Genomic DNA, 23,810 nt, shown 5'->3' with positions numbered 1-23,810 from the left:
GTTATCGTAATCTGCGGTAACAACGTTAATGGCGGAAGCTTTCTCTTTTTTTATGTGAAAAAGGGGGAAGTTCAGGTGAATTTTGCATCGAAGCTTGGGGTAGGGCAGATAATGGACGCCAGATACAGAATTATTGATCAGATTGGAACAGGTGGAATGAGTATTGTCTATCTTGCGGAGGATCTGCGTTTAAAGGGGAAACGCTGGGCTGTAAAAGAAAGTGTAAGCTCAGAAGAACTACCTTCAGACATTGAGGCGGAAGCGGAGATGCTAATGGGTCTGGATCACCCGCGGCTTCCCCGTATTGTTGATTACTATCTTTCGGATAAAGAAGGGTATTCTTATTTAGTTATGGATTATATTGAAGGGATAACTTTAAGTCAGCTGATGAAGGATAATCCCGGACCTTTACCTTGTGAGTTCATCCTACAAATAGCTAAACAGCTTTTAGAAGTTCTGCAATATTTACATGGTCATCATCCGCCCATTGTTTATCGTGATTTAAAGCCCTCCAATCTTATGTTAACAAAGCAAAAAGAATTGATGTTAATCGACTTCGGAATCGCTCGAAATTATAGAAAAGGAATCGTTGAAGATACGGTGAAGCTTGGTACAGTAGGATTTGCGGCTCCTGAGCAGTATGGGAATGGGCAGAGTCAGCCGGTTTCTGATTTATATGGTCTTGGTGCATTACTTTTGTATATGGCTACCGGAGGCTTATGCAGCCACTGGGAGTCTGGAATGGAAAATAAGTTGCGTGACCATGTTCCCGCAGCTTTTATTCCTATAATTAGACGTTTATTACGGCCTCATCCGGAGGAAAGATATCAGGAGGCAACAGCTGTTATTCAAGCGCTGGTTCGTGTGGAGAATGATATGGATGAAGGTAATCCTTTAGCAGTGTCTGTGCCCCTAGCGGTTGATAAACGGAAGGCTAAAGTGATCGCCTTACTTGGAGTAGGGCCGGGACTTGGAACAACACATACTTCATTTGCGATTAGCAGTTATTTGGGACAGATCGGTTCAACAGCTTGGGTTAATCTATCTCCAGATTCATCTGTTTATGATCGCATGCACAGTATGCTTGACGCGCAGAGCGCTTCAGTTCCTGCTAAGAGCCCTGAGCTTGCATTTTCCTGGAGGAAGGTTCATTACTGGAAGCGACCTCTCCATGGGAATGTAGCAGAGCTTATGAGAGGGGTTTATCAATTTGTTGTCTTAGATCTGGGAACGGGTGGATTTGATGGAGCGCTGGAAGAAATCAAGCATAGCGATATTCCCATTCTGATTGCTTCTGGCGCCGATTGGCGATTGGAGGAAACTTTATTATGGATTAAACGGAGTGGGCTGCAGCCTGAACGGGAATGGAGAGTGGGGTTACCACTTGCTGAATACCAATCTGTTGAACTATTGCGAAATTCTTTAGGTATAGATAGAGTTTATAATCTACCGTGTCAGCAAGATCCATTTTTACAAAAAGGGAAGTTGGCAGATGTAATTGCTGAGCTGTTAGGGGACATTAAGGGCGAGCGAAACGTTGGAAAACGCCGTGGTTTTTTCTTAAGATAGGCTATTGGGACTAACATTTAATTCAGTGTTCCGCTAAAGTATGATAAAATATATATTTATATGTGATTTGATTTACGCATTATTTAAGTATAGACAGGAGCTTGCGGAGAATTTATGAGTTTACTTACTGTAGAAGACGTTTCCCACAATTTTGGGGATCGGACATTGTTCAAGAACGTGTCTTTCCGGTTGTTACCAGGAGAACATGTTGGAATTGTTGGAGCAAATGGCGTTGGTAAATCGACGCTAATGAATATTTTGACAGGAAAGCTTTTGAAGGATAATGGTAAAGTAGAGTGGACCCCTCGGGTGCGTTACGGTTATTTGGACCAACATACGATTCTTACACCGGGCAAAACGATTCGCGATGTTCTAAAGGACGCTTTTTTGCCACTGCTTGAGTTGGAGCAGGAAATGCTGAAGATCACAGAGCAGATGGGTAATGCTTCGCCTGAGGAACTAGAAGTACTACTGGAGCAGATGGGAGACATTCAGGAACAACTGGATATCGGAGATTTCTATCTGATTGATGTAAAAGTAGAGGAAATGGCCAATGGTTTAGGCCTGTCCGTGATTGGGCTAGATCGTGATGTTGCTTCTCTCAGCGGTGGTCAAAGAACCAAAGTGCTGCTGGCGAAGCTGCTACTGGAGAAACCCAATGTACTATTGCTTGATGAGCCTACCAACTATTTGGATGTTGAGCATATCGATTGGCTGACCAACTATTTGAAACAGTACCCATATGCATTTATATTGATTTCCCATGACACTGAGTTTATGAATAAAGTCGTTAATGTCGTTTATCACTTAGAGTTCGGTAAATTGACCCGTTACACAGCGAACTATGAGAAATTCCTCGATATGGCGGAGATGAACAAAAACCAGCATATCGATGCCTATGAGAAGCAACAAGATTTTATCAAAAAACAAGAGGACTTCATCCAGCGGAATAAAGCGCGTGCTTCAACTTCAGGCCGGGCAAAAAGCCGTGAGAAGCAGCTTGATCGTATGGACCGAATTGATCGTCCTGAAGAAGCTGCTAAGCCGACCTTTAAGTTTAAAGAGAGCCGGGCAAGCGGGAAAACTGTCTTCGAGGGAATTGATTTCGAGATCGGTTATGATCGTCCGCTGCTGCCACAGCTAAATATGGTCATTGAACGTGGAGAGAAGATTGCTATTGTTGGCTGCAATGGTGTGGGTAAATCGACACTGCTGAAGACAATTCTGGGAGTGATCCCAACATACAGCGGCAAAACCTATCTTGGGGATTATCTGAACCCTGCATATTTCCAACAAGAAGTAAAAGCAGCTAGTCTTACACCCATTGAGGATGTCTGGAATGAATTCTCCAGTTTAACTCAGAACGAAGTTCGTGGACATCTGGCACGCTGTGGCCTAAAAAATGAACATATTACACGTCCGCTTAGTATGCTGAGTGGTGGGGAGCAAGCGAAAGTGCGACTTTGTAAGCTTTTGATGCGCGAAAGCAACTGGGTACTGTTCGATGAACCTACCAATCACCTTGACGTTATTGCTAAAGCAGAGTTGAAGCGCGCTTTGCAAGAATATAAAGGCACAGTCCTGCTTGTATCTCATGAACCTGATTTTTATGAAGATTGGGTTACGAAAATTTGGGATGTTGAGCAGTGGTCAGCTGTACAGGTATAGAATAATCATAAATCCGGAGAATAGCAGACATCCTGCTGTTCTCCGCTTTTTGGATATGGGGAGGAGATAATGTATGTTTCATAACGCTGGGCGAGAAGATCGATACTCACGACAGATACGTTTCGCGCCGTTTGGAACTGAAGGACAGCAGGGTCTTGCAAAATCAAAAGTGCTTGTAGTTGGTGCGGGTGCGTTAGGTACAGGGATTGCAGAGACATTAGTCCGCTGTGGGGTTGGGCATGTTCTTATCGTTGACCGCGATTATGTAGAGTGGAGTAACCTGCAGCGCCAACAGCTGTATACCGAGATGGATGCGCAGGAGAGAGCTCCAAAAGCCATTGCAGCCCAGAACAGACTGCAGCAGATTAATTCTGAGGTTGTCATAGAAGCGCATGTTATGGATGTGCGGAAGGAAGAGCTGGAAGGACTCATCTCAGGGGTGGACCTGATTATGGATGGGACTGATAATTTCGATACACGTCTCATCATTAATGATATTGCCCAAAAGAATAATATCCCTTGGATTTATGGAGCATGTGTAGGAAGCTATGGTATTACATATACGATTTTGCCTGGAGAAACGCCATGTCTTCATTGTCTTTTAGGTACAGTCCCACTAGGGGGAGATACCTGTGATACAGCGGGTATTCTCCCACAGGCCGTGCAATTGGTTACTGCAAATGCTACAGCTGAGGCGTTAAAGCTTCTCGGTAACCGTAAGGACCAATTAAGGAATAAACTGCTGACTTTCGATGTATGGCGTAATGAACATCAAGAAATTGGCGTGAAAAGTGCTAAAAAGGAGAATTGTCCTTCTTGTGGGACTCATCCGATCTACCCTTATCTAACAGCCTTAAATACGGAACGAAGTGATGTGCTTTGTGGCAGGGATACCGTACAGATCCGCCCTGCCCGGCCGCAGAAACTTAACTTGCAGGAAACAGCCAGTCGTCTGTCTCGTTTAGGAGACGGTGAGGTAGAGAGCAATCCTTATCTAATTTCCTTTAAGGAAGGTCCTTACCGGATGGTGATCTTCGCAGATGGCCGGGCATTGATCCATGGAACGAAGGATATTGCCGCTGCCCGTAGCTTTTATCATCGATATTTTGGATAAAAAGCATAATAAACAGATCTTCAGGCCATTTCATAGGAATGGTCTCTTTGTTTTCCGGGGATTCTATATCTATTAATGGGATGCTGATGCATGTCTGATGGATACGGGGGATCTTCGTGAGTGAGCAAATGATATGGTACATGTCTGCGGGAAACGGAAGAGGAGAGGAAGAACTAGACGCTATTGCGAAAGTGTTTAATGATATCGGTCTGCAAATAACAAAAAGCGAAGATCCCGAAGATCTTCGCTTATCCATTTCTGAAGTAGAACCGGTATTACTGCTTGCTGATTTAGGCGAGGTGGGAACATGGGAAGGATGGAAAATCATTTCCGCAGTAAGAGATGAGGGAATGATTCTTCCGGTCATGGTGATTTCCGAAGAATTATCTGGTAACGGAGCAGTTGCGGCCTTTTTAGCCGGAGGGAATGATTTCATGACAAAACCACTACATACCGGTGAATTTAAATGTAGAATTCTAAATTTATTAACCCTCACGGGTCGGCGTCGAAATTTAAAACATCTGTTAAAGGTAGATGGTTTAATGCTCGATCCCAGCCGCAGGCTGGTCACCCGTGAAGGGATCGAGCTTAAAATGACGCATAAAGAATTCGATCTTCTATATTATCTCGCTGCGAATCGAGGGATTATATGTTCCCGCGAGGAAATACTCAAACAAGTATGGGGATATCAATTCCATGCAGATACCAATGTTGTAGATGTATACATCAGGCATATCCGCTTAAAAATTGATAAAGGGTACCGGAACAAGTTGATTCATACTGTTCGCGGAACAGGATATGTAATGAGGGTGCCCGAAGGCAGCACCACATCCTGAGACTAATTCTCTTTTATAGAAAAGACTCTACTATAGAGCTGTTGTTTACAGTACGCGGCGAGCCTTTAGATAAGTCTTTTTCCATGTACCAGAATTAAGATCAGAAACCGTAACACCTGGTTTACCATAAGTGTGCAGAATTTTACCGTTCCCAGCGTAAACAGCTACGTGAGTTACATTTTTACCAGTTGCTCTGCTGCCGCTGGAGAAGAATACAAGATCGCCGACACGAAGGTTAGCTTTGGATACAGCAGTTCCTACTTTTGATTGAGCCGCAGCTGTGCGGGGTAATGATACATTATATTTATTAAAGATATGTTTCATAAAGGAAGAGCAGTCAAAAACCTTAGTAGTAGAAGTAGAGGCTCCGAATTTGTATGGAGTTCCCATAAAGTTTTTTCCGAAATTGACGACGCTTTGTCCTTTGGACACCGTAGCGGCTTCAACTTTAGTTGCACCTACACCAGTTGCCATCATTGTTCCTAAGCCCATTGTAGTAACCATTCCTATAACAATCGCTTTTTTTATCCATTGTTGTTTATTCATGTTGTAAGTACCTCCAAAGTTAGTATATCAATCTGTCTTGCTTGGCTTGTCTTGCTTGCCTGATTCGTAGTATAGCAGGTTATCTATGTCATAAAATTTGGTAGAGCAGCAATAAAGTGAGGCTGGGCCTGGGTTGTAAACGTTTTATTAAAAATTCATTAAAAGTTACAAAAAATTAATAACTTGATATTTTGAGCAATAAAATAAGCCGCAAACCCCTTGATATATAAAGGATTTAACGGCTTTTTAATTTTGAAACAAAAGTTACAAGGATGTTTCTATATCACTATGTATTTAGTCTTTGCTCTGGATAATCAGCAATAATCCACTACGTATTCTAACTGTTCCAGTGGAGGAAATCAGTTTGTTGCTTACACCTAGAGATTGCCCTAGCTTTAAAGTAGCATCATTCAAAGGATATTGAAATCCTTCTAATGTAATCCCTGTTACTTCAGGAGTTAATGGAAGCAAAGATACATAGGTGTAGCCCAAATCTTCAATGACTGTTTGGGATCCGGTAAGTGTCACATAGTTATTAGAATCCATCACGTAGCAATTGATTTGCCGTTGCAGAGCCCTTGTCATCATTTGAATGCTCGCTAAGGAGTGATCAATTCGAGTGCCTGTAACTCCTAATAGTAAAATAGAATCAGGTTGCTGATTCATTGCAATATCGAGTGCCATCTCACTGTCGGTTAAATCCTTGTTCACGGCGTCACAAGTGATTGTTTTTTTACTTTTGGATTGAATATCCTGAAAAGCCTCAGGCGATACAGAATCAAAATCACCTACCGCAATATCGGGTATATATCCATGTGAGATGAGGAATAATGCACCCCGGTCCGCACCGATAATAAAATCTTCTTCATCTAATAGAGCGAAATAATCCGGAGATAGTTCTCCACCGGCAAAAATAACAACTCGTTTGGATGGCATAACATCCATTCCTCCTCTAAAACTCTAGTTGGTTATCCTGTCCCAGTATAATGCAGATCGAAAAGTTGCACAATTGACCAAGACAACGCTAAAATGATAGTGTGCGATTTTTTATGTGCATAAATTCATATTTACTAATGTTTTAACAATTGGGAGGTGAATGAAATCGTAAACGTGCTATTTGTCTGTCTGGGTAATATTTGTCGCTCACCAATGGCGGAGGCCGTTCTGCGCCATAAGATTGATGAACGAGAGCTTTCACATAAGATTCTGGTTGACTCTGCAGGAACTGGAGATTGGCATATAGGTAAGGAACCGCATGAAGGGACTAGACGTATACTTGATCAAAACAAGATTAGCTATGCAAATATGGCAGCGCGTTTGGTCAGTAGCGAGGATTTTCAGAAGTTTGATTATATCGTCTGCATGGACAAGTCTAATGGAGAGAATGTTAGAAAGGTTCCTGGTGGAGAAGAGGCTAAGCTTTTGTTCTTCATGGATTTATTGCCTGAGGAAGAATTGAGAGAAGTACCAGACCCTTATTTTACAGGTAATTTTGAACAGGTATATGATTTGATCAATGCAGGCTGTGACGTGTTGCTAGAAATGGTGATAAGAGAAAAGCTGTAACCCGGTTGGGTTCCAGCCTCTCTGATTAGTATTAAAGTAAATTAAGGAAATTTGCTGGATTAAACTGTAAGCGTAAACACGGCTGAAATCTACATACGTTCTTTAGATGTTCATTTTTTGCTTCTATCAATAAGGCATTATGTGTTTAAAAAATAGAGTAGAGATTCAGGGAGTTCCTTTTGCCAAAAGCCCCAGAGATGACGACCGTCTTTCTCCCGGTAGGATACGGTAGCTCCACGTGCTTCAAGCAATGCTTTTGTTTCTCTGTTCATCTGAACAAAATCATAGGTCCCTGTATCAGTCTGGTAATCTGTTTCCTGCAGTCCAACGACCATATTAATGTTGAGCCAGGAGAGATCTTCTTCTTTAGCCAGCATGGCTTGTGATTCGGGATAGAATGCACCGGATAGGCTGATGATACGTGTGAAGATAGCTGGATAAGCAAGAGCGAGATGGAGGGAGACGCTGCCTCCAAGGGAATCACCGGCTAAGATTCGTTCGTCGGGTGTACGGCGTACGGGATAATTTTTTTCAATGAAGGGAATAATCTCTTCGGAAAAGCAAGATAGGTACTGCTTGAATCGGCTGCCGAACGGAGCGTATTCTTGAGTCCGAACAGCGACGTTAACTTCTACACCAACGATAATGAAGGGCTCGACATCTTCTTCTATAATAAGTTGTCCAGCAAGTGTAGCAATGCGTCCAAAGTTGAAAAATTCTTCTCCGTCTTGGCAGTACACCACGGGGTAACTCAGAACTTCATTGTAGCCTGGGGGCAGATAGATACGTAATTTACGTTCCTCCTGCAGATGTTCACTCCAAAGCGTTTCTTTTACAATTGTGCGTTTCAGAAAAACAGAATCGCTCATCGTTGTCACGTCACCTTTCTTGTCGAATTTTGCAATACACACAGGGTTACGCTAAAATTATTAAATGTGTAACTGTGTTATTAATCATTTACTTGTTAGAAAAGTGTTAAACTGTTATATAAAATTTTCTCACCTGTTATACATACAAAATTTGAAGGAATATAAATTTTATAAGTATTTCTTTGACGAAAGTAACTAAACAGGTGTATAATAATATTATAACAGAGGCAGCTGATATTCAAATTTTTTTATTGAGGTGAAGATAATGAGTAAAGTTCCTTATGAAGTGTATACAGAGGACGTCGAGGCTCTATCGGTACTTTCCCCGGATGGAGAAATTATCAATAAGGATAAGATGCCCGATTTAACCGACGATCAACTGAAAGAAATTATGTATCGTATGGTATTTACCCGTACTTGGGATGATCGTGCAGTAAACCTTGGCCGTCAAGGTCGCCTTGGTTTCTACGCACCGGTATCCGGTCAAGAAGCTACCATGATTGGTAGTGAGTTCGCTTTGGAGAAAGAAGACTTCTTATGCCCAGGCTACCGTGATATTCCGCAGCTAGTATGGCACGGACTTCCATTGTACCAAGCTTTCTTATATTCCCGCGGTCACCAACATGGTGGAGCTATTCCTGACGGGGTTAATGTATTGATGCCACAAATTATCATCGGTGCGCAAATCCTGCACGCTACTGGTATTGCTATGGGCTTCAAATTGAAAAAACAAAAGAATGTTGCAATTACTTACACTGGTGATGGCGGTTCTTCAGAAGGTGACTTCTACGAAGGCTTGAACTTTGCTGGTCGTTTTAAACTGCCTGTAATCTTCTTTGTTCAAAACAACGGTTATGCGATTACGACTCCGTTCGCTAAACAAACGGCTTCCAAATCGATCGCTCACAAAGCGGTTGCAGCTGGTATTCCAGGGATTAAGGTTGACGGTATGGACATCTTTGCAGTAATCAGTGCTGTACGTGATGCTGCAGAACGTGCACGTAACGGCGAAGGTGCTACATTGATCGAAGCTGTAACTTACCGTTTCCGTCCACACTCCCTTTCTGACGATGCAAGTAAATATCGTTCGAAAGAAGAAGAAGGACAATGGAGTGAAAAGGATCCAATCGCCCGTCTTGCCAAGTATTTGGAGAAGAAAGGTCTTTGGACTGAAGAAGATACACTGCGCGTGAAGGATGGAGCGAAAGCTACTGTTAACGAGCAGATCAAAAAAGCTGAACAAACCGAAAAAATGACAATACCTGGCTTGATCGACAGCATGTTCGAAGTAACACCTAAACATCTGGAAGAGCAAAAAGCCGATTTTGAATAAGGGGGATATCAGGCAATGGCACAAATGAATATGAAAGAAGCGATTCGCGACGCGATGCGCGTTGAACTGAATCGTGACCCTAACGTTCTTATCTTCGGAGAGGATGTTGGTAATGTAGGTGGCGTTTTCCGTGTAACTGAAGGTCTGCAAAAGGAATTTGGCGAAGATCGTATTTTTGATACACCACTAGCTGAGTCCGCTATCGGCGGTCTGGCATTTGGTCTTGGTGTACAAGGCTTCCGTCCGATTGCTGAAATTCAATTCGTAGGTTTTATCTTTGAAGCACTGGATCAAATCGTTGTTCAAGCAGCACGTTTGCGCTGGCGTTCTGGCGGTAAATATAACGCTCCAGTAGTATTCCGTACTCCTTTTGGTGGCGGAGTTAAGGCTGCTGAGCTTCACACTGACTCACTCGAAGGTTTGATCGCACAAAGCCCAGGGATTAAAGTTGTAATTCCTTCAAACCCATATGATGCGAAGGGACTTCTAATCGCGTCTATTCGCGACAATGACCCTGTCTTCTTCATGGAGCACTTGAACCTTTATCATGCATTCCGTGCTGAAGTGCCAGAAGGTGAATATACAGTTGAACTTGGTAAAGCGAACGTAGTACGTGAAGGTTCTGACGTTTCGATCATTACTTACGGGCTGATGGTACATACAGCTACCAAAGCAGCCGAGCAACTCGAAAAAGAAGGCGTTAATGTTGAAATTATCGACCTTCGTACTGTAAGTCCAATCGACATCGATACTATTGTAGCGTCTGTGAAGAAGACTAACCGTGCTATCGTGGTGCAAGAAGCACAAAAGAGTGCGGGTGTAGCTGCTGAAGTTATCGCACAAATCAATGAAAAAGCACTACTGCACTTGGAAGCACCTGTGCTTCGTATCGCAGGTCCTGATACTGTGTATCCATTCGCACAAATAGAAGATACATGGCTTCCAAACCCTGCACGTATTATTGCAGGCGTGAAGAAAGTTTTGGAATTCTAAATATTTTTACGAGAAACAGTTGTCATCCATATGGATGACAACGTTGTTTCATCTTATAAAGTTTAAATCATAAGGTTAGTCCCAATTTCACGAGGAGGTTTTCAAAGTGGCAAAGTTTGAATACCGATTTCCTGAACTAGGTGAAGGTCTGCATGAAGGTGAAATCATCAAAATGCATATCAAAGCCGGTGACAAGGTAACGGATGATGATATCGTAATGGAAGTTCAAAATGACAAGGCGGTAGTTGAGGTGCCTTGCCCAGTAAACGGTACTGTATTGGAAGTTCTGACTAAAGACGGTCAAGTATGCCGTGTCGGTGAAGTAGTGGCTATTATCGAAGCAGAAGGTGACGTGCCTGATCAAGAGGGTGCTGCTACTGAAGCTCCTGCTGCTCAAGCGCCAGCTGCACCAGCTGCTCCAGCATCTAACAAAGCATCGAATTTTGAATATCGCTTCCCTGAGCTGGGTGAAGGTCTGCATGAAGGTGAAATCATCAAAATGCATATCAAAGCCGGTGACAAGGTAACGGATGATGACATCATCATGGAAGTTCAAAATGATAAGGCTGTAGTTGAGGTTCCATGTCCAGTGAATGGTACTGTATTGGAAGTTCTGACTAAAGATGGCCAAGTTTGCCGCGTAGGCGAAGTTGTAGCTATTATCGCTGCTGAAGGCGACGTTCCTGAACAAGAAGGTCATGCATCTGCTGAAGCCGACGCAGCAAAAGGAAGTGCAAACACTACTTCTTCCCCTGCAGCAACAAGCCCTGCTGATGCTAAAGAAGGCGGATCTGCAAGTGTAACTCCAGCTCCTGACCGCGATGTATTGGCTACACCAAGCGTTCGCAAATTTGCTCGTGAGCAAAAAGTGGATATTTCCAAAGTGAACGGAACTGGTAAAGGTGGTAAAATCACTCGTGAAGACGTAGAAGCCTTCTTGAAAGGTGGTTCTACACCAGCAGCTCCTGCAGCAGCAGCGTCGTCTGAAGCTCCTAAGGCTGCTAAAACCGAAGCTAAAGCAGCACCTGCAGCAGCTAGCGGTAACGTTAGTCTTGAAGAAGAACGTGTACCATTCAAGGGTATTCGTAAGGCGATCTCCAACGCAATGGTTAAATCGGCTTACACGGCTCCACACGTAACCATCATGGATGAAGTAGATGTTACTGAACTGGTAGCATTCCGTACACGTATGAAACCTATTGCTGAGAAAAAAGGCGTTAAGGTTACTTACCTTCCATTCATCGTTAAGGCACTTGTTGCAGCTTCCCGTCAATTCCCAGCACTCAATGCTATGATTGATGAAGAAGCAGGCGAAATTGTCTACAAGAAATACTACAATATCGGTATCGCTACTGATACACCAAACGGTTTGATCGTTCCAGTTATCAAAGACGCTGACCGTAAGAGCATTTGGATGATTGCTAGCAGCATCACTGACTTGGCCGTTCGTGGCCGTGACGGTAAATTGTCTGCTAACGAAATGAAGGGCAGCACGATCTCCATCAGTAACATCGGTTCTGCTGGCGGCATGTTCTTTACTCCAATCATCAACTTCCCTGAAGTGGCTATCCTCGGAACTGGCCGTATCAGTGAAAAAGCAGTTGTGAAAAATGGTGAAATCGTAGTTGCTCCAGTGATGGCGTTGTCACTCAGCTTTGACCACCGTATTATCGATGGTGCGACTGCTCAAAACTTTATGAACTACATTAAATCGCTGCTCAATAATCCTGAGCTGCTGGTTATGGAGGTATAATTATGGTAGTAGGAGACGCTTCACTAGATATTGATACATTGGTCATTGGTGCAGGTCCTGGTGGGTATGTGGCGGCAATTCGTGCCGCCCAGCTCGGCCAAAAAGTCCTCATCGTGGATAAATCGGAACTCGGCGGTGTATGTTTGAACCGTGGATGTATTCCTTCTAAAGCCTTGATCGCTGCTGCGCATCAATTTGAATCCGCACAGCATGGTGAAGTTTTCGGCGTTACAGCTGAGAATGTTAAAGTGGATTTTGCCAAAACTCAAGAATTCAAGAACAGCGTAGTTAAAAAAATGACTAGCGGTGTGACTAGCTTGATGAAGGGCAACAAAATTGAAGTATTTAACGGCGAGTGCATGTTTATCAGCGACACAGAAGCACGTGTGTTCAATGATCATGAATCTCCACGTTACCGCTTCAAACACTGCATCATTGCTACAGGTTCCCGTCCAATTGAACTTAAACCTTTCCCATTCGGCGGACGTATTCTGTCTTCGACTGAAGCTCTGGAACTTCCAGAAATTCCGAAGAGCATGATCGTAATCGGTGGTGGATACATCGGTGCCGAGCTTGGTCAAATGTACTCTAAATTTGGCACTAAAGTAACAATCATCGAAGGTTTGGATACTGTACTTCCAGGCTTCGATAAAGATATGACTCGTCTTGTTGCGAAAAACATGGCTAAAACTGGCATCGAAATCGTAACTAACGCTAAAGCTGAAAGTGCTGTTCAGAACGACAAAGAAGTAACCGTGAAATACTCTGTTGGTGGCGAGTCCAAAGAAGTTACAGCAGATTACTTGCTTGTAACTGTAGGTCGTCGTCCTAACACTGACGGTGAACTTGGTCTAGATCTGATCGGTCTTGAGCTCGACGAGCGCGGATTGATCAAAGTTGATCACCAAGGACGCACAAGCATTCCTACCATCTTCGCTATCGGCGACGTTGTTCCAGGTCTTGCTTTGGCTCACAAGGCTTCTTACGAAGGTAAAATCGCTGCTGAAGCAATTGCAGGACTTACATCTGTTGTTGACTACAAAGTCATCCCAGCTGTTGTATTTACAGATCCTGAGTGTTCAAGCGTTGGTTTGACTGAAAAAGAAGCAAAAGACAAAGGCTACAAAGTGAAAAGCGGCAAATTCCCATTCGCAGGAAATGGTCGCGCAGTATCTTTGAACAGCCCAGAAGGCTTCATCAAAATTGTTGCTAACTCCGAGAACAATTTGGTACTGGGAGCTCAAATCGTTGGTATCGAAGCTTCTAACTTGATCGCTGAACTTGGTTTGGCAATCGAAATGGGCGCAACGCTTGAAGATATCGCTTTGACTATTCATGCGCATCCAACCCTTGGCGAAATCGTCATGGAAGCTGCTGAATTGGTTGAAGGTCACCCAATTCATGTAATGAAATAATTTTTCTCCAAAAATTGCTCTAGCAGGCAACAGAAAGGCGGACGCAAATGCGTTCCGCCTTTTTTTGTGTTTTCCACTTTTTTGAAAAGAGATATACTGGGAGGAAGAGCAATTACTTAATCTGTATTTTATAAATATAGGGAGGTTCAATGATGAGAGCTGATAAATTAAAGCCTGGAGATGAGCTGCGTATTATCTCTCCTTCCAGAAGTTTGTCATTAATCGATGCTCAGCAAAGAAAAATCGCTAAAGAGCAGCTTGAACGGTTAGGTTTTCGGATATCCATTTCAACAAATTCTTTTGAGACGGATGATTTTGTTTCCTCTTCTATTGATTCGAGAATTGAGGATTTGCACGAAGCCTTTTTAGACCCCAAAGTGAAAGGAATATTAACGACCATTGGGGGCTTCAATAGTAACCAGCTCCTGCGTTATATCGATTATTCAATCATTGCAGAGAATCCAAAGCGTTTATGTGGTTATTCGGATATTACTGCACTAAGTAATGCGATTTATGCTCAAACAGGATTAGTTACATACTCCGGACCGCATTTTTCCACATTTGCGATGCTCCACGATAATGAATATACCATCGAATATTTCCGCAAGCTGATGATGGACAATAAAGAAATTCTAGTGCAGCCTTCCAGGCATTGGAGTGATGATGAGTGGTATCTGGATCAGGAAAACCGGATATTTATTAAAAATGAAGGTCCGTTCATTATCAATGATGGGGAAGCGAAAGGAACGATTATTGGTGGCAATTTATGCACTTTAAATCTTTTGCAGGGAACAGAGTATATGCCAAGTTTAAAAAATTCTATCTTGTTCATTGAGGATGATTATGAGTCAGCACCTGCAACCTTTGATCGAGATCTGCAATCCCTAATTCATCAGCCTGAGTTTGAAGAGGTCAAAGGGTTGGTGATCGGCAGGTTCCAAAAAGAATCGCGTATGTCAAAGAAGCTACTGACCACAATTATCCGCTCAAAAGAAGAATTATCCGATATTCCTGTGATTGCAGACGTGGACTTTGGACATACATCGCCGATGATTACCTTTCCTGTGGGTGGACAAGCAAGCCTTCGGGCTTATGGGGCAAGAGTGGAGCTTAGGATAGCGGAGTAGAGATACAATTGCTGAATCAATCCTTTATAATTGAATAGGTAACCCGATTATTAAATATATTTAAAAATTATCTTACCTTCTACAAAAATCGGATTTTTCAGATATAATATATGAGGTGAAATATTACGGAGGTGCAATACTTTGACGAATGAGTTAGAACAAACCTATTTGAATTTTTTACAATATATTTTGGATCATGGTGTGAAAAAAGAAGATCGTACAGGAACTGGTACAATTAGTGTATTTGGTTATCAGATGCGATTTGATTTATCAAAAGGATTCCCGCTGTTTACAACAAAACGTACACCGTTTCGCTTAATTGCAAGTGAGTTATTGTGGTTTATTAAAGGTGATACCAACATTCGTTATTTATTGAAAAATAATAATCATATTTGGGATGAATGGGCTTTTAAAAGATGGATTGAATCGGACGAATATGCTGGCCCGGATATGACAGACTTCGGGAATCGTTGTTTAGTTGATGAAGATTTTAATCAATTATATCAAGCAGAGATGAAATCATTCTGTGATCGTGTCTTAGAAGATGATGAGTTTGCTGCGAAATATGGCGAGCTAGGAAACGTTTACGGTAAGCAATGGCGGAATTGGACATCTTCAACTGGCGAATCAATTGACCAATTACAAGACGTTATTCATCAGATCAAAACAAATCCTGATTCTCGGCGTTTAATTGTCAGCGCATGGAACCCGGAAGATGTTATAAATGCTGGGACGAAAGGAAGCAAAGCAGCGTTACCGCCCTGCCACGTTATGTTCCAGTTCTACGTTGCAAATGGTAAACTAAGCTGTCACTTGCTGCAACGCAGTGCGGACTCTTTTCTCGGGGCAAACTTCAATATTCCATCTTACTCTTTGCTTACGCATTTAATCGCATACGAATGTGGGCTAGAAGTAGGCGAGTTTGTATACAGCATTAGTGATGCGCATATCTATTCAAACCATGTTGAGCAAGTGAAAGAGCAATTATCAAGAGAATTAAGAGCATTGCCTACACTGGTTATTAATTCACAGAAGAAATCAATTTTTGATATTGAACTGGAAGATCTGGTCATTGAGGGGTACAATCCGCATCCTTCGATAAAAGCGCCGATCGCAGTATAACGTAATTGTAAATGAAGATTCGCAAATATAATTTTTGGCAATATAGTTTTTTACTTTAGTATGGAGGAAGGAGAGAACTTCATGAGTATTAGCTTAATATGGGCAATGGGTGCCAATCATGTCATAGGAAAAGATAACGATATGCCTTGGCATTTGCCGCTGGATTTTGCTTATTTCAAAGCAGAAACATTGGGCAAAAGAATGCTAATGGGCCGCAAAACATGGGATTCGCTCGGAGGCAAGCCCTTGAAGGGCAGAACGAGCCTAATTCTAACTAGAGATACTGATTATTCAGCTGAAGGTGCAGAGGTTCTACACACGCTTGAAGAGGCTCTCAGCGAGGGTAGAAAAGAAGATGAGCTGATGGTAATCGGTGGTGCGGAAATTTACCGGTTGATGTTGCCGTATGCTGACAAGTTGATGTTGACGCAGATCGAACAGGATTTTGAAGGAGATACCCGGTTTCCTGAGATTGACTGGAGGATGTGGAAAGAGGTCTCCAATATCAAGGGAATTCGTGATGAGAAGAATCCGTATGATTACCGTTTCCTTGTTTATGAACGTACGGAATAGCAATAAAACGTTTTCTCTGACATAACATGTGAAATAGTACAAATAATCAGTAGATTTATCCATTACTGTGCAAAAGTGATGAATGTTACTATAATTAAAATTAGAAATGATTATGTATAGGTATAGAATAGAATGTGCAGGTACTTCATTGCGTTGCTGACAACCATACGAAGCCGCAATATGCTACAATGTACTATACTTCAACACGAAGAGAACGGATGGGGGAAACGTAAACATGTCTACACCTACAGGTTTTATGGAGTATAAACGGCAGCTCCCAGGTGATCGGGATCCTGAGCAGCGGGTAAAGGACTGGGAAGAATTCCACCATCATTTATCCGAGGACGAGCTTCGGACACAGGGCGCACGTTGTATGGATTGCGGAACCCCCTATTGCCATACAGGTATTGATATGGCTGGCGGGACCTCAGGTTGTCCAGTACACAATTTAATTCCGGAATGGAATAACTTGGTGTATCGTGGACTCTGGAAAGAAGCACTGGAACGTCTGCATAAGACAAACAACTTTCCTGAATTCACAGGCAGTATTTGTCCCGCTCCCTGTGAAGGCTCTTGCACAGTGGGCCTGATCGGACAGCCGGTAACCATCAAAACAATTGAACTTGCGATCGTTGATAAGGGTTTTGAAGAGGGCTGGGTTGTACCTAATCCACCGGAGAAACGGACTGGCAAAAAAATTGCAATCGTAGGCTCTGGACCTGCTGGACTTGCCGCAGCAGCACAGCTTAACAAGGCTGGACATTCTGTAACTGTATTTGAGCGCAGTGACCGCATTGGCGGACTGCTGACATATGGAATACCTACTATGAAGCTTGATAAAAAAGTTGTACAACGTCGTGTAGATTTGCTGGCTGCTGAAGGGATTAACTTCGTAGTGAACACTGAGATTGGTAAAGACATTCCGGCTCAGCAGCTTGTTGATGAGTATGATGCGGTCGTTCTGTGTGGTGGAGCTACTAAAGCACGCCGTTTCAACATTGAAGGCAGTGAGCTTAAGGGCGTTATGTATGCCATGGATTATTTAAATGGCACGATCAAGAGTTACTTGAATTCCAATCTGGAGGATGGTAACTATGTATCCGCTGAAGGTAAAGATGTAATCGTCTTGGGTGGCGGGGATACAGGATCTGACTGTGTTGCCACAGCGCTTCGTCATGGCTGCGGCAGTATCACTCAATTTGGTACACATGAAAAAGCGCCTCTGCAACGGGATCCGATTGCTAATCCTTGGCCACAATTTCCGAATGTGTACAGCTTGGATTATGCGCAAGAAGAAGCGAAAGCTATTTTTGGCGATGATCCGCGTGAATTCTCTATCATGACCACTAAATTTGTTGGGGATGAAGAGGGGAACTTGAAGGAGCTTCATACGGTGCAGATCCGCCGGATCGTGGATGAGACAGGTCGTAAAATCTACCAGCCCGTTCCTGGAACGGAAGCTGTATATCCTGCTCAACTCGCTCTCATCGCTATTGGTTTCGATGGACCGGAGCAAGATATTGTTGAGGAGCTTAACCTGGAGACTGATCGTCGTACCAATGTGAAAGCACGTTACGGCAAATTCAATACGAACGTGGATAAAGTGTTTGCTGCTGGCGATATGCGTCGTGGTCAAAGCTTGGTGGTCTGGGCCATCAATGAAGGTCGCGAAGCTGCACGTGAAGTGGATAAATACCTGATGGGCTCAAGCGTTCTTGTCTAGGCATTAATTCAAGAAGCCGTTTCAAAAGCAGTTTACCTGCTGGAGAAGCGGCTTTTTTTGGAGCTGACGCTTGACGGAAATATTATTTTCATATAGATTTAATACAATATTTAAATGACAAAAGCATTGACCAAGGACTTACGATCCTAGTAGCGTTAGAACAGAGAGGGAACTCACCGGCTGAAAGGTTCCTCAAATACGTGTGGATGGTATCCTGCCTGGGTAGCTGCAGCGTATAACCGCTGCCGGAATCGGCCGTTATTCGATCGAGGATCGCCAAATCAAGTGTAGACTATGTACGGGCTGGCGGTTAAATAAGGGTGGTATCACGACACATTCGTCCCTGACGAATGTGTCTTTTTGCGTTTAGAGCGTTCATTTTTTAGGGAGGGTATAAATATGCGTCAAAGTAATCTTTTATTAACAACTCTGCGTGAGGCACCTTCAGAGGCGGAGACAAGCAGTCATCAGCTACTGCTGCGTGCGGGATATATCCGCCAATTAGCAGCGGGTGTGTATACTTATTTACCGCTTGGCAGACGAGTTTTACGGAAAATAGAAGCGATTGTGCGGCATGAGATGGATGTCTCTGGGGCTCAGGAGGTATTGATGCCATCTATGCAGCCTGCGGAGCTCTGGAAAGAATCAGGCCGGTATGAGGTATACGGTAAGGAGCTGATGACGCTGCGGGATCGTCATGAGCGGGAATTCATACTAGGTCCTACACATGAGGAAGTAGTAACCACACTCGTACGGAATGAGATCAGCTCCTATCGAAAGCTTCCTATTACCGTATATCAGATTCAGACCAAGTTCCGAGATGAACGCCGACCACGTTTTGGACTGCTGAGAGGCAGAGAGTTTTTGATGAAGGATGCTTACTCTTTTGACACAAACCTGGAAGGTCTAGATAAATCATATATCCAAATGTTCGAGGCTTATCACCGGATATTTGAGCGATGTGGATTGAAATTCCGTGCTGTCCATGCGGATTCCGGTGCGATTGGAGGCGAGGGCGGCAGTCATGAATTTATGGCGCTGGCTGATATTGGGGAGGATACGATTGCTGCATGCACCGTTTGTGATTATGCGGCCAATCTGGAACAGGCAGAGTCCGTGCGGCCTGTAAAAAATGAAGTTGTCATACAAGTACCGGAGATAGAGAAATTCCTCACTCCTGATTTGCGCACAATTGAGCAACTAGAGCAGGAGCTAGATATCCGGCCAGACCAGATTATCAAAACATTAATCTATGAAGGTGACGGACAGATTTTTGCTGTACTGGTCCGGGGTGATCATGAAGTCAATGAAATAAAGGTAAGTAAATATTTAGGAACGAATGAGATTAAGCTTGCTGACTACGAGTCTGTGAAATCCTTAGCGGGCGTTGAAAGTGGATTTGTAGGACCTGTAGGCTTAACGCTTACTGTCCTAGCAGATGCGGCAGTAGCTGATATGACTCAAGGGATTACAGGGGCGGGAGAAAAAGATTATCACTTCCGTAATGTCGTACCCGGCAGAGATTTTTCGCTTGAGCATGTGGGGGATTTTCGGAATGTAGCAGAAGGTGAAGTTTGTCCGCATTGTTTGGAGGGTATTTTGCATTTTCATCAAGGGATTGAAGTGGGTCATGTCTTCAAATTAGGTACTAAATACAGTGAAAAGCTAGGCGCTTCTTACTTAGATTCTTCAGGCAAAAGTCAACCTATGATTATGGGCTGTTACGGAATTGGTATCTCACGGCTTTTATCCGCTATTGCTGAACAGCATCATGATGAGGATGGATTAATGTGGCCAGCAGCATTGGCACCTTATCAGGTTCATATCTTGATAATGTCCGTCAAGGATAGTGAGCAGCGGACGGTTGCCGAAGGTCTCTATGATCAACTAACCAAGCTTGGCATAGAGACGCTGATTGATGATAGGGATGAACGCGCTGGCGTGAAATTTAAAGATTCAAGCTTGATCGGGATACCTCTATCAATAGTTGTGGGCAAGGAAGCATCACAGGGAAGAGTAGAGTATCTGAACCGAAACACAGCGGGGAAAGAAGTCTTAGAAATTATGGAAGCTGTGTCTCGGATCAAACAATTCTATTCACCGCTGATATAAATGATCTTTTTTCATTTAATGGGAATGCCAATGATCAGGGCAGGAGAGTGTTGCTGGTAATTTTGTGAGAGTATTGCCTTTTGCCGCATTGATCTGTGCCTGAGTGAGAAAGAGAGCTTCTGCTAAATTAGCACCTCTGAGGTCAGTATCGCGAAAGTCTGCCCCAATAAGGTCTGCACCTCTGAGATCAGCGTCCCTAAGGTCTGCGGCTATTAAATAGGCTCCTCTCAAATTGGCGCCTCTGAGATCGGCTCCTTTGAGCTTAGCTCCCATAAGGTCGGCACCTCGACTGAAATTCTTCGCTGATTTTTTTAGTTTACGGCGAGCCTCAGTTCGTACAAGCTCACTGACCTGCAACAGTAACATATTGATTTTTGCTCGATGAGCGGCAACATCCACTTTTGCAAGTGCTTCAGGATTAAGTAAAGTGAGCTGTTCCGTTTCATCGAGAGCTGTTTGCAGCTCCGTATGGATTGTACGGGTTATTTCTAAGTTTAAAGATTCATGTAAATACCAGAGCAGCTCGTGCAAATGCCACATGATCGGAAATACCTCGAACATTTGCTTCGCAGTTTTCGGCTTTTTCCTCCAGTCTTCTCCAGCATAAGTGACTTGAGAAATCTTTTGCCCAGCTCCAAAACAGTCATAGACCGTGCAACCACGGTAGCCTAATTCTCTTAGCTCTGTATGTACACCACAGCGAAAGTCCGACTGTAGATTGTGACATGGCTGTCCAGCGTCTTTGTCTCTAGCGAAATCTATGGAAGCAGCAAAAGGCAATGCGGCACAACACAAGCCAAAGCACTGCTCACAATCCGCCTTCAGGGCAGAGAGCCTTCGATCAGAAAAAGGTTCAGTAAATCTGTGATTCTCATACAAGGTTTGTTTCCCTCCGATATATGAATACGCTTATACCAACTTATTTTAAATCAAACGAAAGATTATGAAAAGTCCGGTCGATTAAAAAAAACTGAGGTTAATGTTATAATAGAGTACTGGACCTATTTTGGACTTAAGAACGAGAAGGTAAGGAGCGAATGTTTTTGAAGACACTTATTATTGCGGAGAAACCGGACATGGGGCGGAATATCGCCGCCGCAATAGAACCAAAGGCTAAAAATTACCGTTCCTATCTTGAAGGGGAGCAGTACATTATTACATGGGCAATAGGGCATCTAATCGGATTGGCTGAGCCGGATGCATATGATGTGAAATACAAAAAATGGAATATTAATGATCTTCCCATTATTCCGGACCCATTCAAGCTAGTTCCTAATGCGCGCACCATTGATCAGCTGAAGGTAATCGGAGAGCTGGCTAAACGAAGCGATCTGCTAGTAAATTCTTGTGATGCCGGGCGAGAAGGCCAGCATATATTTTCGCTCATTCAGCGGCATTTGAAGCTTGAACATCCTGTGAAGCGGCTGTGGATTTCCGATTTGACACCAGAGACAATCCGCAAAGGCTTTCAAGAGCTAAAGGATGGGGCGGAGTACGAGAATCTAACCAAAGCAGCAAAAGCGCGCAGTGAAGCCGATTGGTTAATCGGTATGAACGGATCACGTGCATTTACTACGAAACATAATGTGCTGCTGTCGGTGGGGAGAGTTCAGACCCCAGTACTTGCACTTATTTATGATCGCCAGAAGACGATTGAGGCGTTCTCATCCCTTAAGTTTTTTGAGGTGGAGGGCCATTTTACACAAAATGAAATGACCTATAAAGGCATGTGGCAGGGTGACCGGCTGACTGATGGTGAGAAGGCGGAGGCGCTGGCTGCCAAGGTCAAAGGAAAACCGGGACGTATTGAATCTTATGAGGTTAAGGAAACGAAAGAGTACCCGAATAAACTGTATGATTTAACGCTGTTGCAGCGGGAGGCGAATGGGAAGTACGCTTTTTCCGCTAAAAAAACACTCGATATCGCACAAGCCTTATATGAAAAGCATAAGGTGATATCCTATCCGCGGACGAATTCTAACTATGTTACAGAACAAAATATTCCGGAGATGCATAAGACTTTATCTGCGCTCCAAGGGACGGCTTATGATGAATGGGTGAAGGGCGCGAATCGTAATCTCGTTCATAAAGGAAACAAATTTATCTGCAATCCCTCCAAGGTAGAGGATCACCATGCGATTTTGCCTACATATCGGAAAGCAACAGGGCTTAGTGCGGATGAGGGAAAGCTGTATGATTTGATTGTGCGGCGCTTTTTGTCACAGTTCTATCCGGCTGCGGAATATAAAGTGCATACGGTTATGACTGATGTAGAGGACGAAAAGTTCAAAACTACTGCTAAGGAATTATTAAACCTCGGTTGGAAGGTTATTTACGCGGACCAGAAAAAAGATAAAGCGAAGTCGTCCAAGGGAAAAAACAAGGATGATGAGGAAGACGAAGAGATTGAAGTGAATGAACCGTTCGCAATCGCTCCGGCAGATGAGGTGATCTGTAGTGACGCTATCGTTAAAGAGAAAGATACACAGCCGCCAAAACACTATACGGAAGGCACGCTGCTTAGAGCGATGGAAAGTGCCGGAAAGCAGATTGAGGACGAAGAGCTTCGGGATGCTATGAAGGATTCAGGGCTGGGTACTCCCGCCACCCGTGCTGCAACCATTGAACGGCTTAAGAATGTCGGATACATTGAAATGCAAGGCAAAAAAATCGCCATCACGCAAAAAGGACGAACGGCTATTGAACTGATACGTGGAGCGGGCATCGAGCTGTTGACTTCACCTGAAATGACCGGCCAGTGGGAACGTCGCTTGAACGAGATATCCAGAGGTACGGCGTCGGATGGACAATTTATGGAGAATGTAAAAAGATTTGCCTGCATGATCGTGGACAAGGTTCGTGTGCAGTCTCGGGCGTCCAAAACTTCTTTTGAAGGGGAAACTCCTTCTGTGAATACAGGGGCTAAAGGTCGGAGTGGTGGAGGTACATCTCGTAAAACCAGCGATAAACCTGCCGCGCCAAGAAAACGTAAACCAGCTAACGAAGAAGAATCAGCAAATTCAGGTCCGAAAATTATCGGAAACTGCCCGCGTCCTGGCTGTGGCGGGATGATTTTTATGGGTAAAAAAGGCTACGGCTGCTCTCATTACAAAGAAGGCTGCAAGTTCGTGATCTGGAAAGAGAACCACGGGCGTACCCTTACAGATACACAAGTAAAGGCATTGATTGAAAAGGGCCGTACGGGTAAGCTGAAGCTTGCGAGCGAAGACGGCACCCCGCTGGAAGGCAAACTTGTGCTTAATAATATGGATACGGGTCAATTAACAGTGGAGTCATAGTCTGACTGGAAGTTTATATGGAACACGGGTGATTACATCACATTTGCATGTACGAAGCCGCTAGCGGACACAGATGACCCAAAACGCGGGAATACGTCCTTTTTGGACTGCTATCGGACCGCATAGTCGTTATTGGCATGAAAAGGGCTATATATGCACCGCTTGCGGGAGAATAGCAGCACTGGAGTCCGC

At 43.7% G+C, this 23,810-nt stretch carries 19 protein-coding genes; 15 read left to right on the top strand and 4 right to left on the bottom strand.

Annotated features, from left to right (window positions below):
* Window positions 1-75: 75 nt before the first annotated feature.
* The 4 genes from MHB37_RS18075 (at window position 76) to MHB37_RS18060 (ending at window position 5,187) form a co-directional block, all read left to right on the top strand.
* Window positions 76-1,569: a serine/threonine protein kinase gene (locus tag MHB37_RS18075; RefSeq protein WP_405168331.1), complete on the top strand. Its 1,494-nt coding sequence runs from the start codon at window positions 76-78 to the stop codon at window positions 1,567-1,569.
* A gap of 114 nt (window positions 1,570-1,683) precedes the next feature.
* Window positions 1,684-3,237: an ABC-F family ATP-binding cassette domain-containing protein gene (locus MHB37_RS18070; RefSeq protein WP_405168330.1), complete on the top strand. Its 1,554-nt coding sequence runs from the start codon at window positions 1,684-1,686 to the stop codon at window positions 3,235-3,237.
* Window positions 3,238-3,310: 73 nt separating this feature from the next.
* Entirely contained in the window at window positions 3,311-4,351 is a 1,041-nt protein-coding gene (locus tag MHB37_RS18065) for a ThiF family adenylyltransferase (RefSeq protein WP_076302608.1), read from the top strand.
* Window positions 4,352-4,467: 116 nt separating this feature from the next.
* A complete protein-coding gene (locus MHB37_RS18060) occupies window positions 4,468-5,187 on the top strand; it encodes a response regulator transcription factor (protein WP_076128431.1) in 720 nt (239 codons plus the stop codon).
* A 45-nt stretch (window positions 5,188-5,232) separates the two neighbouring features.
* Here the strand turns inward: MHB37_RS18060 and MHB37_RS18055 are convergent, their stop codons facing one another.
* Window positions 5,233-5,733 carry a C40 family peptidase gene (locus MHB37_RS18055; protein ID WP_076128433.1) on the bottom strand — a complete coding sequence of 167 codons (501 nt, stop codon included), beginning with the start codon at window positions 5,731-5,733 and terminating at the stop codon, window positions 5,233-5,235.
* Window positions 5,734-6,027: 294 nt separating this feature from the next.
* On the bottom strand, window positions 6,028-6,669 hold the full coding sequence (locus tag MHB37_RS18050) for a thiamine diphosphokinase (protein WP_036687693.1): 642 nt from the start codon (window positions 6,667-6,669) through the stop codon (window positions 6,028-6,030).
* Between the two features lie 165 nt (window positions 6,670-6,834).
* Here MHB37_RS18050 and MHB37_RS18045 point away from each other — a divergent pair, with 165 nt between their 5' ends.
* Window positions 6,835-7,299, top strand: a complete 465-nt coding sequence (locus MHB37_RS18045) for a low molecular weight protein-tyrosine-phosphatase (RefSeq protein WP_076184504.1) — start codon at window positions 6,835-6,837, stop codon at window positions 7,297-7,299.
* Window positions 7,300-7,436: 137 nt separating this feature from the next.
* Here MHB37_RS18045 and MHB37_RS18040 read toward each other — a convergent pair whose 3' ends face one another.
* A complete protein-coding gene (locus MHB37_RS18040) occupies window positions 7,437-8,168 on the bottom strand; it encodes an esterase family protein (RefSeq protein WP_076184429.1) in 732 nt (243 codons plus the stop codon).
* A gap of 265 nt (window positions 8,169-8,433) precedes the next feature.
* On the opposite strand from MHB37_RS18040, the gene pdhA reads away from it, so the two are divergent.
* The 9 genes from pdhA (at window position 8,434) to MHB37_RS17995 (ending at window position 20,319) form a co-directional block, all read left to right on the top strand.
* A complete protein-coding gene (gene pdhA, locus MHB37_RS18035; RefSeq protein ID WP_405168329.1) occupies window positions 8,434-9,501 on the top strand; it encodes a pyruvate dehydrogenase (acetyl-transferring) E1 component subunit alpha in 1,068 nt (355 codons plus the stop codon).
* Window positions 9,502-9,516: 15 nt separating this feature from the next.
* The gene (locus MHB37_RS18030) at window positions 9,517-10,494 is read left to right on the top strand and encodes an alpha-ketoacid dehydrogenase subunit beta (RefSeq protein ID WP_038571553.1); all 978 of its coding nucleotides are present in this window, start codon (window positions 9,517-9,519) and stop codon (window positions 10,492-10,494) included.
* A gap of 106 nt (window positions 10,495-10,600) precedes the next feature.
* Entirely contained in the window at window positions 10,601-12,247 is a 1,647-nt protein-coding gene (locus tag MHB37_RS18025) for a 2-oxo acid dehydrogenase subunit E2 (protein ID WP_076184428.1), read from the top strand.
* A 2-nt stretch (window positions 12,248-12,249) separates the two neighbouring features.
* The gene (gene lpdA / locus MHB37_RS18020; RefSeq protein WP_036687684.1) at window positions 12,250-13,662 is read left to right on the top strand and encodes a dihydrolipoyl dehydrogenase; all 1,413 of its coding nucleotides are present in this window, start codon (window positions 12,250-12,252) and stop codon (window positions 13,660-13,662) included.
* 152 nt (window positions 13,663-13,814) lie between these two features.
* Entirely contained in the window at window positions 13,815-14,789 is a 975-nt protein-coding gene (locus tag MHB37_RS18015) for a S66 peptidase family protein (protein WP_076279317.1), read from the top strand.
* Window positions 14,790-14,930: 141 nt separating this feature from the next.
* Window positions 14,931-15,911: a thymidylate synthase gene (locus tag MHB37_RS18010; RefSeq protein ID WP_405168328.1), complete on the top strand. Its 981-nt coding sequence runs from the start codon at window positions 14,931-14,933 to the stop codon at window positions 15,909-15,911.
* Window positions 15,912-15,992: 81 nt separating this feature from the next.
* A complete protein-coding gene (locus MHB37_RS18005; RefSeq protein WP_076130027.1) occupies window positions 15,993-16,484 on the top strand; it encodes a dihydrofolate reductase in 492 nt (163 codons plus the stop codon).
* A gap of 235 nt (window positions 16,485-16,719) precedes the next feature.
* On the top strand, window positions 16,720-18,207 hold the full coding sequence (locus MHB37_RS18000) for a glutamate synthase subunit beta (protein ID WP_076130028.1): 1,488 nt from the start codon (window positions 16,720-16,722) through the stop codon (window positions 18,205-18,207).
* Between the two features lie 399 nt (window positions 18,208-18,606).
* A complete protein-coding gene (locus MHB37_RS17995) occupies window positions 18,607-20,319 on the top strand; it encodes a proline--tRNA ligase (RefSeq protein ID WP_076279319.1) in 1,713 nt (570 codons plus the stop codon).
* A 15-nt stretch (window positions 20,320-20,334) separates the two neighbouring features.
* Here the strand turns inward: MHB37_RS17995 and MHB37_RS17990 are convergent, their stop codons facing one another.
* Window positions 20,335-21,198, bottom strand: a complete 864-nt coding sequence (locus MHB37_RS17990; protein WP_341164766.1) for a pentapeptide repeat-containing protein — start codon at window positions 21,196-21,198, stop codon at window positions 20,335-20,337.
* A gap of 164 nt (window positions 21,199-21,362) precedes the next feature.
* Here MHB37_RS17990 and MHB37_RS17985 point away from each other — a divergent pair, with 164 nt between their 5' ends.
* On the top strand, window positions 21,363-23,618 hold the full coding sequence (locus tag MHB37_RS17985; RefSeq protein ID WP_341164767.1) for a DNA topoisomerase 3: 2,256 nt from the start codon (window positions 21,363-21,365) through the stop codon (window positions 23,616-23,618).
* The last annotated feature ends 192 nt before the right edge of the window (window positions 23,619-23,810 follow it).

The organism is Paenibacillus sp. FSL H3-0286, assembly GCF_045040705.1.
GTDB lineage: Bacteria > Bacillota > Bacilli > Paenibacillales > Paenibacillaceae > Paenibacillus_AQ > Paenibacillus_AQ odorifer.
The sequence above is the reverse complement of the archived record's forward strand: the minus strand, read 5'-3'. Positions and strand labels throughout refer to the sequence as shown.